The organism is Streptomyces glaucescens (genome assembly GCF_002154375.1).
Lineage (GTDB): Bacteria > Actinomycetota > Actinomycetes > Streptomycetales > Streptomycetaceae > Streptomyces > Streptomyces glaucescens.
Genome location: NZ_MUND01000131.1, coordinates 1 through 12,468, shown reverse-complemented (window position 1 = coordinate 12,468; position 12,468 = coordinate 1). Strand labels below are relative to the sequence as shown.

At 73.7% G+C, this 12,468-nt stretch carries 12 protein-coding genes; 2 read left to right on the top strand and 10 right to left on the bottom strand.

Translation table 11 applies throughout. The features are described 5' to 3' along the window. On the top strand, positions 1-103 hold a 103-nt coding region (locus CCN42_RS09820; RefSeq protein ID WP_245877209.1), incomplete at its 5' end, for an SSI family serine proteinase inhibitor. 132 nt (positions 104-235) lie between these two features. Here the strand turns inward: CCN42_RS09820 and CCN42_RS09815 are convergent. The 10 genes from CCN42_RS09815 to CCN42_RS09770 all read right to left on the bottom strand — a co-directional run bounded on the left by CCN42_RS09815 (position 236) and on the right by CCN42_RS09770 (position 10,712). Next, a complete protein-coding gene (locus tag CCN42_RS09815) occupies positions 236-442 on the bottom strand; it encodes a CDGSH iron-sulfur domain-containing protein (protein WP_086172272.1) in 207 nt (68 codons plus the stop codon). Next, a complete protein-coding gene (locus CCN42_RS09810; protein WP_086734628.1) occupies positions 423-1,097 on the bottom strand; it encodes a HemK2/MTQ2 family protein methyltransferase in 675 nt (224 codons plus the stop codon). The genes CCN42_RS09815 and CCN42_RS09810 overlap by 20 nt, the downstream gene beginning before the upstream one ends. Continuing rightward, positions 1,098-2,102: an iron-containing redox enzyme family protein gene (locus tag CCN42_RS09805; protein ID WP_086734627.1), complete on the bottom strand. Its 1,005-nt coding sequence runs from the start codon at positions 2,100-2,102 to the stop codon at positions 1,098-1,100. Positions 2,103-2,253: 151 nt separating this feature from the next. Next, positions 2,254-2,454 carry a hypothetical protein gene (locus CCN42_RS09800; protein WP_086734625.1) on the bottom strand — a complete coding sequence of 67 codons (201 nt, stop codon included), beginning with the start codon at positions 2,452-2,454 and terminating at the stop codon, positions 2,254-2,256. A 25-nt stretch (positions 2,455-2,479) separates the two neighbouring features. After that, entirely contained in the window at positions 2,480-3,487 is a 1,008-nt protein-coding gene (locus CCN42_RS09795) for a Ppx/GppA family phosphatase (protein ID WP_086734623.1), read from the bottom strand. Positions 3,488-3,626: 139 nt separating this feature from the next. Further along, positions 3,627-6,443 (bottom strand): NHLP bacteriocin export ABC transporter permease/ATPase subunit, encoded by a 2,817-nt coding sequence (locus tag CCN42_RS09790; RefSeq protein ID WP_086734621.1) that lies wholly within the window; start codon positions 6,441-6,443, stop codon positions 3,627-3,629. Between the two features lies 1 nt (position 6,444). Beyond that, complete coding sequence (locus CCN42_RS09785) at positions 6,445-8,667, bottom strand: NHLP family bacteriocin export ABC transporter peptidase/permease/ATPase subunit (RefSeq protein WP_086734619.1); 2,223 nt, start codon at positions 8,665-8,667, stop codon at positions 6,445-6,447. Next, on the bottom strand, positions 8,664-9,470 hold the full coding sequence (locus CCN42_RS09780) for an HlyD family efflux transporter periplasmic adaptor subunit (protein WP_086734617.1): 807 nt from the start codon (positions 9,468-9,470) through the stop codon (positions 8,664-8,666). Before CCN42_RS09780 ends, CCN42_RS09785 begins: the two co-directional genes overlap by 4 nt. Positions 9,471-9,600: 130 nt before the next feature. Next, positions 9,601-9,816: a hypothetical protein gene (locus CCN42_RS09775; RefSeq protein WP_043505630.1), complete on the bottom strand. Its 216-nt coding sequence runs from the start codon at positions 9,814-9,816 to the stop codon at positions 9,601-9,603. 482 nt (positions 9,817-10,298) lie between these two features. After that, the gene (locus CCN42_RS09770) at positions 10,299-10,712 is read right to left on the bottom strand and encodes a PaaI family thioesterase (RefSeq protein WP_086734616.1); all 414 of its coding nucleotides are present in this window, start codon (positions 10,710-10,712) and stop codon (positions 10,299-10,301) included. A gap of 167 nt (positions 10,713-10,879) precedes the next feature. Here CCN42_RS09770 and CCN42_RS09765 point away from each other — a divergent pair, with 167 nt between their 5' ends. Next, positions 10,880-12,259 carry a S1 family peptidase gene (locus CCN42_RS09765; protein WP_086734614.1) on the top strand — a complete coding sequence of 460 codons (1,380 nt, stop codon included), beginning with the start codon at positions 10,880-10,882 and terminating at the stop codon, positions 12,257-12,259. Positions 12,260-12,468: the final 209 nt, after the last annotated feature.

The window sequence follows — 12,468 nt, the reverse complement described above, 5'->3', positions numbered from 1 at the left end:
CACCGTCGACGGTGTCTGGCAGGGGCAGCGGGTCTCCTACGAGCGCACCTTTCCCAACGAGTGCGTGATGAACGCGACCGCCACCAGCGTGTACGCGTTCTAGAAGCCGGGATCGCGCCGGCGCCGTGATGGCAGCAGGAGGCCGCAGGTGGGGAGTGCGGGTTCCTGTCACGGACCGGGGCGGTCTCGTGACAGGGGCCGGCGGGCGGAGTGGGGCCGCCCGCCGGCCTCTCGATCAGTGGCCGCGCGCCTTGTCGCGGTGGCTGGTGTCACACCAGGGGAACCGCCGGCTGCGCCGGCATGTGCACAGCGCGACCCGGAAGCGGTCGGAGGAGGCGGTCGTACCGTCCTCCAGTTCTATCTCCACCGGGCCCTCGACGAGCATCGGCCCCTCGCGGCGGGCCCGGATCCGGCGGGGCCGGTCAGACGGGGAGTTCGGCACGGACCACCACCAGCTCTTCCTTCTCCTCCGCGGGACCCAGCAGGCCCCGCTCCCGCAGCCAGTCCGCCCGGGCGCTCAGCACCGGGCCGAAGGGTATCCGGGAGCGCCGGGTCACGGCCGCCTTCAGCCCTGCCTCGCGCAGTTGCGACACCGTCCGGTCCGGGTCGCTGAGCGCCGAGTGGACCATCAGCAGGACGCCGCCCGGCCGCAGCAGGCCGGGCGCCTCCCGGCAGATGCGGTTCACCAGCAGCCGCCCGTCGCGGCCCGCGTCCCAGGCCCGGGCCCGGCCCCGGGGCGGCCGCCCCCCGTCAGGGGCGGGCACGTACGGCGGGTTGGCCAGGATCACGTCGAAGTGCTGTCCGCGCACCGGCTCGAAGAGATCGCCGCGCCGGATGCGCACCGGAAGCCGGGACAGCCGGGCGTTGACCCACGCGGTCCACACCGCCCGCCGGGAGACGTCCACGGCGGTCACACGGGTGCCGCGGCGCGCGGCCTCGAGGGCCAGCGCACCGCTTCCGGTGCCCACGTCCAGGACGCTCGCGTCCGCTGGCAAGGGCTCGTCGGACAAGGCCGCCGCGAGGAGGGACGTGTCCTCCTGCGGTCGGTAGACGCCGGGTGCGAGGAAGGTATTCACCCCCTCCCAGTACCCGGCCATTCAGGAAATATGGGAGATATCAGAAGTGCGTGAGCGCAGTGAGGACCGGCCCGCCCGCCAGTCGGACAGCAGCCGGTCCGCGAGGCGGTCCTCCACCAGGCTCGTGGCGTCGATCCCGAACGCGACGTCCCGCGCCAGCTGCGGCTCGTCCTCCAGCAGACCGGCGATGACCTCGTGGCGGACCACCTGCTCGTGCACCGCGTCCGCCTCCACGTGCTCGTCGTAGAAGTGCTCGGCCGCCGGCCCGGCCCCGGTGCGCCGCATCGCCTCCGCCAGCCGCCGGGACCCGGGCGACGAGGTGATCTCCACCGCGGCGAAGTGGCCGACGAGGGCGCCCCGCAGGGCGCGGTGCAGTCCGAACAGGGACATCATGTTCACCGTGGCCAGCGCCTCCGCGGACGCCTCCTCCAGATAGTGGCCGTAGGTGGTGTCCAGGCCCAGGTCCGTCATGAGGTCGGCGAACAGCCGGGCGTGCACCCGGTCGGCGCGCCCGCCGCCGAACTCGTCGAACTCCACCGCCGCCATCGCCGCCTTCGCCCGGCCGCGCAGCCGGGGCAGCACCCAGGCGTGCGGGTCCGCCTCCTTCAGGTGGTACAGGGAGCGCTGGGCCGCGTACTCGCGCAGGTGCCACAGCTCGCCCTCGTCCCGCAGGAAGTGCGAGACGCCGGCGCCGTCGACCGGTTCGACCAGCAGATCGGCGACGGCGTCCTCCACACTGTCGTGCACCGGGGCGTCAGCCCGGAGCGCGGACAGGAAGCACCGCTCCAGCGCCGCCCGGGCGCGGAGCACCTCCGGGTCCCACTCGCGTTCCGGGGCGACCCCGGCGAAACCGCGGTAGTGCAGCTCGTAGCAGAGATACAGGGCCAGCTGGAGGTCGTCGCCGTACGGGGCCGCGTCCGCGACCGACTCGGGGCCTGGGGCCGGGCCGCTCGCCCGCAGGCAGTCCACCACGGCCGCCGAGAGGGGGCCGCGGGGCGTGGGCAGTCGCTGTGCTTCGTGTTCCATGACGGACGGGTACCCCGGTACGGGCCGTCCGCGCTCTCGCACCCCCGCCATCAGCGAAGACCCCGCCATCAGCGAAGACCCGGCCATCAGCCGAAAGCCCGGCCACCACGACGGCGAAGGCCGCCGGAGCCCCGTCCGCCGTCCGGACCGCTCACTCGCCCTCGGATTCCTTCTGCGCCCGGGTGTTCGGGGTGACGGCCTCTCCGGCCTCGCCCCGGTGGCGCCGCTGTTCGTCGCTGTCGCGCACCTGCCTCTCCTCGTCGAGGATCTCCTGGAGGACCTCCTCGAACGCGGTCTCCGGCTCGTTCTCCCGGCGGCTCTTGTCGTCGGAGTGCTTGTCGTCGGCGGACACGGGGCCGCTCCTTCCTGTCGCAGGGTCAGGGTGTGGTGCTCGCGATGCGCAGCGGCACCGGTTCGGCGTCGGCGGATTCCTCGTCGAGCCGGCAGACCTCCGCCCACCAGGAGGGGCCGTCCTCCACATGGCGCAGCAGCACGCCCTCCCGGATCGCCCACGGGCAGACGGTGAGCGACCGCAGGCCGGTCACCTTCATCGCCGTGTGCGCGACCAGCGCGCCGGCCAGGCTCTGCCCGGCGCGCGGCGCGGAGATGCCGGGCAGCAGGGCCCGGTCGGCGGCGGGCAGCGCGGACAGCCGCTCCACCGCCGTCCGCAGGTCGGCGCGGCGCAGCTGCCGCTCGGCGAACGGACCGTGCCGCCCCGGCGCGGCCCCGCACAACCGGCCGAGCTGCTGGAACGTGCGGGAGGTGGCGACGGCGGTGCGCGGCCCCTCCCAGCGGATCCGGGCCCCGGCGTCCCGCAGCTGGTGGCGGACCTTGCGGCGCAGCGCCCGCACCTGCTCGGGCAGGGGCGGGTCCTCGGCGGTGAAGAACTCGTGGGTCAGCCGGCCCGCGCCGAGCGGCAACGAGGCCACGTAGTCCGGCAGCCGCCCGCGGCCGAACGCCACCTCCAGTGAGCCGCCGCCGATGTCCAGCAGGGCGAGCGGCCCCGACCGCCAGCCCATCCAGCGTCGCGCGGCGAGGAACGTCAGCTCGGCCTCCAGCTCGCCGGGCAGCGTGCACAGCTCCACACCGGTCCGCCGGCGCACGGCCTGCAGCACCTCGCGGCGGTTGGGAGCGGCCCGAACCACGGCGGTGGCGAAGGCCAGCGGCCCGGCCGCGCCCCACTTGCCCGCGGTCAGGTCGGCCTCGGCGACGGCCTCGGCGAGGCGGTCGACGGCGGTCTGCGGGATCGGCGCGCCGGGCCGCACCTCGTCGGCGAGACGCAGCCGCCACTTGGCGGTGTGCACGGGCAGCGGCACCCCGCCCTCCGCGTCCGCCACGACGAGCCGCACCGTCTTGGAGCCCACGTCCACCACGCTGATTCGCATGGCAGTCCGGGTACCCGGATATCCACCCCGCCAGTCCCCGGCGGGGTGATCACGGTAGGGCGCGGCGAGGCACGTGGACCACCGCGCGGCGGGGGAGCGGCGCCCGCGGGCCGCCCGCGCCCGGACGCGCCCGCCGGATTCAGGCCAGCTGCCGGCGCACCAGCTCGTGCAGCCGCCCGCCGGTGTCGGCGAGGAGCTGCGCGGGCGGCCCCTGCTGGGCGACCTTGCCGTCCTCCATCACGATCACCCGGTCGGCGTCCAGCACGGTCGACAGCCGGTGCGCGATGACGACCCGGGTGGCCCGCAGCGCCTTGGTGCTCTCGATGACCCGCCGCTGGGTCTCGTTGTCCAGCGCGCTGGTCGCCTCGTCGAAGAAGAGGATGCGCGGCCGGCGGATCAGCGCCTGCGCGATCATCAGCCGCTGCCGCTGGCCGCCCGAGATCGCCCCGTTGCCCGCGACGATGGTGTGCAGTCCCATCGGCATCCGCCGGATGTCCTCGGCGAGCCCCGCCATCTCGGCCGCCGCCATCGCCTCCTCCGGGGTGTACGGCTCGGTGCCGCAGATGACGTCCAGGATCGACCCGGTGAAGGGCTGGGCGTGCTGGAGCACCACCCCGCACTGCCGCCGCACGGCCGACTGGTCGAGCGCCGCCAGGTCCTGCCCGTCGTAGAGCACGCTGCCCGAGGTGGGGCGGTCGAAGCCGATCAGCAGCCGCAGCAGCGTCGACTTGCCGCAGCCGCTGGGGCCGACGATCGCCACGAACTCGCCCGGCCGGATGTCGAACGAGACGTCGTCGAGGACGAGCGGCCCGTCGTCGGAGTAGCGGAACGACAGCCGCCGTGCCTCGACCGCGCCGGACAGCCGCCCCGGCCTGGTGCTGGCCGTGCGCACCTCCGGCAGCTCCCGCAGCACCGGCTTGATCTGTTCGTACAGCGGCAGCGCCGCGACCAGCGACACGAACGCGCCGGTCAGCTGGGTGACCGAGGTGAGCAGCATGGTCACCGAGGTGTGGAAGGCGAGGAAGTCGGCCGCCGACATCGCGCCCCGCGCCGGACCCGCGAGCAGCATGAACATCACCAGCGAGCACAGCGGCAGATAGACGGCGCCGAGCACCGCGCTCAGGTTCTTGATCCGGCCGAGCCGCTGCTGGAGCTCCCGGCTGCGCGCGAACTCGCCCGCCCACGCGGCGTACGCGTAGTTCTCGGCCGCCGCCACCCGCAGCTTCGGCAGGCCCCGCAGGGTCTGGAACGCCTGGTTGTTCAACTTGTTGGTCAGCACCGTCAGCCGCCGCTGCCACCGCACCTGCCACAGCCCGAGGCCCAGGAAGACGGCGGCGATGACGACGAGCATGCCCAGCGCCGCCAGCGCCATCGGCACGCTGTACCAGAGCAGCAGGCCCAGGTTCATCGCGCCGACCGTCACCGACTGGGCGACCGTGGGCCCGACGCCCGCCAGCAGCCGCCGGATCGCGCTGATGCCCATCGCCGCGCCGGCCAGCTCGCCGGTGGAACGCCCGGTGAAGAACTTCGTCGGCAGCCGCAGCAGCCGGTCCCACACAGCCGGCTGGAGCGCCGCCTCGATCCGGCCCTCCAGCCGCAGGATCGTCAGGTTCTGCAGCAGCATGAACGCCGCCGCGACCACACTGCTGACGATCACCGCCGCGCAGACCTGTCCGATCAGCCCGCCTTGCGCCTTCGGCACGTACTCGCCGAGCACCGTGCCGGTGGCGATCGGGACCAGCGCCCCGATCATCACCGTCACCAGCCCGCTGAGCAGCAACGCCGTCAGATCACGGCGGGTGCCGCGCATGCAGAACCGCAGCAGCCCCAGCGGGCCGAGCGGGCGGTCCGGCAGCGGCCGGTAGAACATCACGGCGCGCGGCTCGAACTCGGCCGCGTTCGCCTTCTCGACCGGCGTCTCCCGGCCGGTCGCCGGATGGACGGCCACGTAGCCGCCGCGCCGCCACAGCAGCGCGACCGGCGCCCCGGACAGCGCCCGCCGGCCGACCAGCGGGCCGACGTCCTCCCGCCACCAGGCGCCGTCCAGCCGGACCGCCCGGGTGCGCATCCGGGAGGCGAGGGCGATCCGCTCCACCGGGTCGAGGCGGTCGCTCTCGGTGCCGCCGTGTCCGGGGTCGGCGAGCGCGATCCCGGCCGCCCGGGCCACCAGCCGGCACGCCGCGTAGGTGGCGTCCGCGTCGGCGGCCGTGGCGCGCCGCTCCGAGGAGCGCCCGATGGCCGCCAGCAGCGTCCGGTCGGCCTGCGCGCGGACCTGCTCACCGGCCTTGATGCCGGCCGCGGTGCGCGTCTCGTGGGTGCGCTCCAGCTGCTCGATCCAGCGGTCCAGCGTGGTCAGCAGGCGGTACTGCTGGTCCACCATGCTCTGCCACACGGCCGGGTCCATCAGCAGATCGGCGGCGGCCTCCGCCCCGTACAGCGCGCCGTACTGGACGCTGCCGGGCGGCACCTGCATCCAGAACACGTCGTCGTCGGCGACCCCCGCCGCGCCCTCCGACGCCATCGGCGCCTGGAAGAGCACCGACAGACCGCGGCCGACGCCCAGCGCGAGGGCGTACTCCAGCGGGCTCGTCGTCGGCGGCACGTACTGCGGGTTGCCGTACTCGTCGTACGACCAGGTCTGGGTGGCCGCCGGCTGGTACAGCTCGCGCAGGCCGATGCGGTGCACCACGCAGTCCCGCACCGGACGGGCCACCAGCGTGTGCTGCGGGCCCGCGACCGGTCCGAGCAGCAGCGTGCCCGCCTCCAGGCGGCCCAGGTGATGCCAGGTTCCCTGCTGCGCCGCGTCCACCGCGAACAGGTCCAGCGCGCCCGCCGCGACCAGCCACAGCACCTGCGGCCCCTCCAGGTCGAGCCGGGTCAGGGCCGACCCGTCGACCGGCGTGCCCAGCGAGCCCAGGGCGCCCAGGACCAGGTCGCCCTCGTCGACCGTCGTCATCTCACCGCTCCCTGACCAGCGCCGCGTACGCGCCGCCGCGCGCCACCAGCTCCTCGTGCCGTCCGCGTTCGACGATCGTGCCGTGCTGGAGGACCACGATCTCGTCGCTGTCGCGCACGGTGGACAGCCGGTGCGCGATCACCACACAGGCGCAGCCGCGCCGCCGCAGGTTGTCCATCACGACCAGCTCCGTCTCCGCGTCGAGCGCGCTGGTCACCTCGTCCAGCACCAGGATGCTGGGGCGGCGCACCAGCGCGCGGGCGATCTCCAGGCGCTGGCGCTGCCCGCCGGAGAAGTTCCGCCCCTCCTGCTCGACCCGGCTGCGGATGCCGCCCGGGCGGCGCATCACCACGTCGTACAGCGCCGCGTCCCGCAGCGCCTCCTCCACCGCGTCGTCCGGGACCGACGGATCCCACAGCGCCACGTTGTCGCGGACCGTCCCCTCGAACAGGAACACGTCCTGGTCGACGAAGGAGACGGAGGCCGCGAGGGCCCCGCGCGGGATGTCCTCCAGGCGCTGTCCGTCGATCCGGATGACACCCTCCCAGGGGGTGTACAGGCCGGCGATCAGCCGGGACACCGTCGACTTGCCGCTGCCCGAGCCGCCGACCAGGGCGACCTGCTGCCCCGGACCGACGGTCAGGTCGAAGCCGGTCAGCAGCGGCTTGTCGAGCGGGCTGTAGCCGAAGGTGATGTTCTCCAGCTCCACGTGCCCGTGCAGCCGCCGCGTCGACTCGCCGCCCGGACGGCTGTAGAGCGGGTCCGCGCGGAAGTTCTCCACGTCCTTCAGCCTGGCCACGTCCGCCGCGAAGTCCTGGATGCGGCCCGCGACGCCGTTGAGCCGGGTCAGCGGGGCGGTGAAGCGGGTGACCAGGGCCTGGAAGGCGACCAGCAGACCGACCGAGATATGGCCCTCGATGGCCCGCAGACCGCCGATCCACAGGATCAGCGCGCTGTTCAGGGTGGCCAGCGTCGGCGCCACCACACCCAGCCAGGCGCTCGGCACGCCGAGCCGCTGCTGCTCCTCCAGGGTGGTCGCGTGCTGCCCGGCCCACTTGCGGAAGTAGCCGTCCTCACCGCCGGTCGCCTTCATCGTCTCGATGAGCTGGAGGCCGGAGTACGCGGTGTTCGTCAGCCGGGCGTTGTCCGCGCGCAGCTTCGCCGTACGGGTCGCGCGCAGCCGGATCACCACCCGCATGGCGACGATGTTCAGCAGCGCCACCCCGACGCCGACGAACGTCAGCTGCGGGTCGTACGTGTACAGCAGCACCGCGTAGAGCACCACGACCACCGCGTCCACGCCCGCCGCCGCCAGGTCGCGGGCGAGGGTCTCGGCGACCGCGTCGTTCGACTGGAGCCGCTGCACCAGGTCGGCCGGGCTGCGCTGGGAGAAGAAGGTGACCGGCAGCCGCAGCAGATGACGCAGGAAGCGGGCGCTGGACAGGGTCGAGGAGATGATCCTGCCGTGGTGCAGATTCGCCTGCTGCAGCCAGGTCAGCACCAGCGTCAGCAGCACACACGCGCCCATGGACGTGAACAGCACGCCCAGCAGCGAGGTCTGACCGCCGATCAGGAACATGTCGATGTACGTCCGGCTCAGCGCCGGCACCGCCGCGCCGACCAGCACCAGCAGCAGGCTCGCCAGCACCGCCGCGGGCAGCGTGCCCGCCGTGCCGCGCAGCCGGGCGGGCATCGCACCGAGGACACCGGGCCTGCGCCCGCCCCGGGTGAAGTCCTCGCCCGGCTCCATCACCAGCACCACGCCGGTGAAGCTGCCGTCGAAGTCCTCCATCGGCACGAACCGGCGGCCCTTGCCGGGGTCGTTGACCCACACGCCACGACGGCCGAAACGGCGGCCCATGCCGTCGTAGACGACGTAGTGGTTGAACTCCCAGAACAGCACCGCCGGCGCCTCGACCTCGGCGAGTGCGGCCAGGTCCATCTGCATGCCCTTGGCGGTCAGGCCGTAACTGCGGGCCGCCTTCAGCAGGTTGCTGGCGCGCGAGCCGTCGCGGGAGACACCGCAGGCGATGCGCAGCTCCTCCAGCGGAACGTGCCTGCCGTAGTGGCCGAGCACCATCGCCAGGGAGGCGGCGCCGCACTCGACGGCCTCCATCTGGAGCACGGTGGGGGTGCGGACGGTGCGGCGGCGGCCCTTGGGGACCGTGCGCCGCGGCGGGGCGGCCCGGCGGCGGCCCCGGGTTTCCTCGGCGGTGGTGGTCACGGCAGCAGCCAATCGACGGGGCGCTGATCGGCCAGGCGGATGGAGCCGGTGGCCAGGGTCATGGAGGTGAGGGGGTGCGGCGGGCCGTCCGTGGTCGACCAGACGTACCCGCTCTCCGTCGACGCGGACCGGTCCAGGCGGACCAGTACGGCGACGGGACGGCCGTCCTCGGTGAACTGCTCGCCGAGCTGTCGGTCACCGAGGAACGCGCCGATCCGCTGGGCGGTCTGGGGCGTGCGGTCCACGGACTCCACATGGCCGCGCAGCACGCCGTACTCCTGCGTGGGCACCGTCTGCACGGTGAGGTCCACGGGGGCGTCGGCGGGGACGGCGGAGGCGTTCTCGGCGGGAACGTACACCGTCGCGTACAGCGGGGCGTCCTTCGCGGTGACCTTCTCCACGGCGGCCACGTTCGCGCCGGTCGAGATGATCTGGCCGATCGCCGCGGCGAGCGCGGTCAGCCGGCCCGCGGCGATCGTGCGGACCACGGTCTCGCCCTCGGCGGTACGCACCTTCAGCACCGGGGAGTTCGCGGGCAGCCGCTCGCCCTCCTCCGCCAGGACGGCGGTGACCTGGCCCGCGACGGGGCTCTGCAGGACATAACTGCCCTGGCCGTGGGTGAGGATCGCGGGTGCGCTCACGGTGGAGGAGACGCTGCCGGTCACCGCCCACACCGAGGCGGCGGCCATCGCGATCACCGTCACGGACAGCACGAGCCAGCCCTGCGGACGGGCGAGCCGTACGGGAAGGTCCAGCTCCTCGGGGGACTGGAGCCTGGCGAGGGCCTGCTGGCGGAACTGCACGGAACTTCCCTCACCGGGTGAACTGCGGGGACTGCGCGAATCACGGGACGCCGCGAACGCGTGACGGCATCCGAAGAGCCCCGGAGCCGGGACACGGCTCCGGGACTCGGCGGGGCACCCTGGGGTGCGATCAGAGACCGGCGACCAGGCTGGTGACCGGGGCGGTGTTCAGGCCGGTGACACCCTCGACCGTGCCGACGGCCGTGTTGAGCAGGCCGGAAACGGGGGCGATGCCCTCCACCAGGCCGGTGACGGTGCCCACGGCGTTCACCTGCAGGCCGCCGGAGACGTTGTCGAGCTCGGCGTCGGAGATCTCGACGGTCTCAACCTGGGGGGTGGAGTTCATGATGGAACTTCCCTTCGTATGGGTATTTCACAAGGGGGGAGCGGCCCCCTCTGGGGACAGATGGACGGCCGCGACCGCGGGCGCCGGGCGCCCCGTGCAGGGCGCCCCTCGCGGCCCCCGCGGTGCGATGGATCAAAGCACGCGGCGACCTTCGTCCTCCACTCAACCACCCTTCCCACCAGCGGGTTTGTCTCACATAGGGGCGCATCCGTGCAGGTGTGCGCACGCCGTGTCGGCGACTTCTTCACATGCCGCACGGCATCGGCGCACGCCGCCTCTTGTCGTCCGCGCGGCGAATCCGGCACACCCGCCCCAAAGGCGTGACCGGCCGCGCGGAGGTGTGTCCATCCGCGGCGTCCGGTGAGCCGGTTGGGCGCGCGATGTGCAGATTCCCTGAAGCCTTCGTTCCGCTCCGTGATCGGAACAGACCGTCACCGGATGTCCCCGGAACGTGACGGCCCGGGTGGGCGTGGAGGGCCGCGTCAGCCCAGCAGCGCGTACACCGTGCTCGCCTGCGCCGCGAGATCCCCCGACGGCTCCACCCTCATCGCGACGTCGGCGAACGCCATCCGGCGGCCCAGCTTGGTGAGCACCGCCGTCACCAGCACGTCCGCGCCGGTCACCGCGCGCTGGAACGACGTTGACTGCTGAACGGTCGTCATCGGCACGAAGCCGCCCCGCGCCGCCGAGACGGCGATCACCGTGGTCGTGTCCGCCGCGGCCATCAGCGCCTGCCCCGACAGCGCGCCGCCCTCTCGTGCCAGCCGGTCCGACCAGGGCAGCCGCAGCGTCGCCCGGTCGTCGCCCAACGCCTCGACCCTGAGGCCCAGTTCCAGCACCCAGGGGGCGAAGTTGGCGGAGAGGATCTTCTCGGCATCGGCCGTGGTCATCGTCATGAGGGGACCTTTCCCCGCAGCCCTCGATCCGCACCGCGATCCGGCCGGTGTCGCACACCCGATTGAACGCCGCGCACCCGTCCTGCGTACCACTGGCCATCCAGGCGCCCCCCCCAACAGCCGCCACCGGCGGCACGGACCCGGTCCCCCCAGGAGGTCGAGAAGTCTTGAGTCACAAGCGAATTCCGAAGCGCAAGGCCGTGCTGGCGGTCGGCGGCGTGGCGGCGCTCGGAGCGGCGGCCCTCCTGCTGCCGAACGCCAACGCGTCCCAGGACGGCACGGCGGACACCAAGGCCGCCCCGAGGATCCTGAAGGCCGCGGACGCCTCGGACCTCGCCGCCCAGCTCTCCGGCCTGCTCGGCGACGCCTTCGCCGGGTCCTACTACGACGCCGGCCGGCAGCAGCTCGTCGTCAACGTGGTCGGCGACAACAACCAGCTCGTCGTCCAGGCCAAGAAGGCGGGCGCGGCGGTACGCGAGGTCGACAACAGCACCGCCGAACTCAAGGCCGCCGCACAGACCCTGAAGAGCGAGGCGACCATCCCCGGCACCGCCTGGGCCGTCGACCCGAGAAGCAACAAGATCCTCGTCACCGCCGACAGCACCGTCACCGGCGGCGACTGGGACACGGTGGAGTCCACCGTGCGCGAGCTCGGGCCCGGCATGGCGACCCTGCGCAAGTCCACCGGCACCTTCAAGACCTTCGCCTCCGGCGGCGACGCCATCTTCGGCGGCGGCGCCCGCTGCTCCCTCGGCTTCAACGTCACCGCGGGCGACGGCACCCCCGCCTTCCTGACCGCCGGTCACTGCGGCGTCGCGGCGGCCCAGTGGTCGGACACCCAGGGCGGAGCCCCGATCGGCACCGTCGACCAGGCCGTCTTCCCCGGCCAGGGCGACTTCGCGCTCGTCAGGTACGACGACCCCGCGACCGAGGCGCCCAGCGAGGTGAACGCCGAGGGCCAGCGCGTCCCGATCCTCCGGGCGGCCGAGGCGACCGTCGGCCAGCAGGTGTTCCGCATGGGCAGCACCACGGGCCTCGCCGACGGCGCGGTCACCGGCCTCGACGCCACCGTCAACTACCCGGAGGGCACCGTCACCGGCCTCATCCAGACGAACGTCTGCGCCGAACCCGGCGACAGCGGCGGCGCGATGTTCACCCAGGACGGCCTCGCCCTCGGCCTGACCTCCGGCGGCAGCGGCGACTGCACGGTCGGCGGGGAGACGTTCTTCCAGCCGGTCACCACCGCGCTGGAGGCGGTGGGCGCGACGCTGGACGGCGCCGGCGGATCGGCGGGTGCCGGCGGCGCTGAGGAAGGCGCCGGCGGCGCGGAGGAGGGCGCTGACGGCGCCGAGGAAGGCGCCGCGGGCGAGCAGCAGGGCCCGGAGGACCAGCAGCAGGGGGCCGGGAACGGACAGCGCGGCGCCGAAAACGGACAGCAGGGCGCCGGTGACCAGGCAGGCGGCGCGGACGAAGGCACCGGTGCCGACGAGCAGGACGGCGGCGAGGAAGCCGGGACGGACGAGTCCGGGCTGACCGAGACCCACTGACCCGCCCCCACCAGCGGGTCGGTGGAGGTGGTCCGGCCCTACGGCGGGGGGCCGGACCACCTTGTACCCCCAGAAGGCGCGAGCCCGCCCCCGGCGAACCAACGGCTCCCCAGGGACGCGGGCAACTGCGCGACGAGCCACCGTCCACCGGCACCGGGGACGCCGTCCGGTCCCACGGAAGGGGCGCGGGGAACTGCGCGACCAGCCAC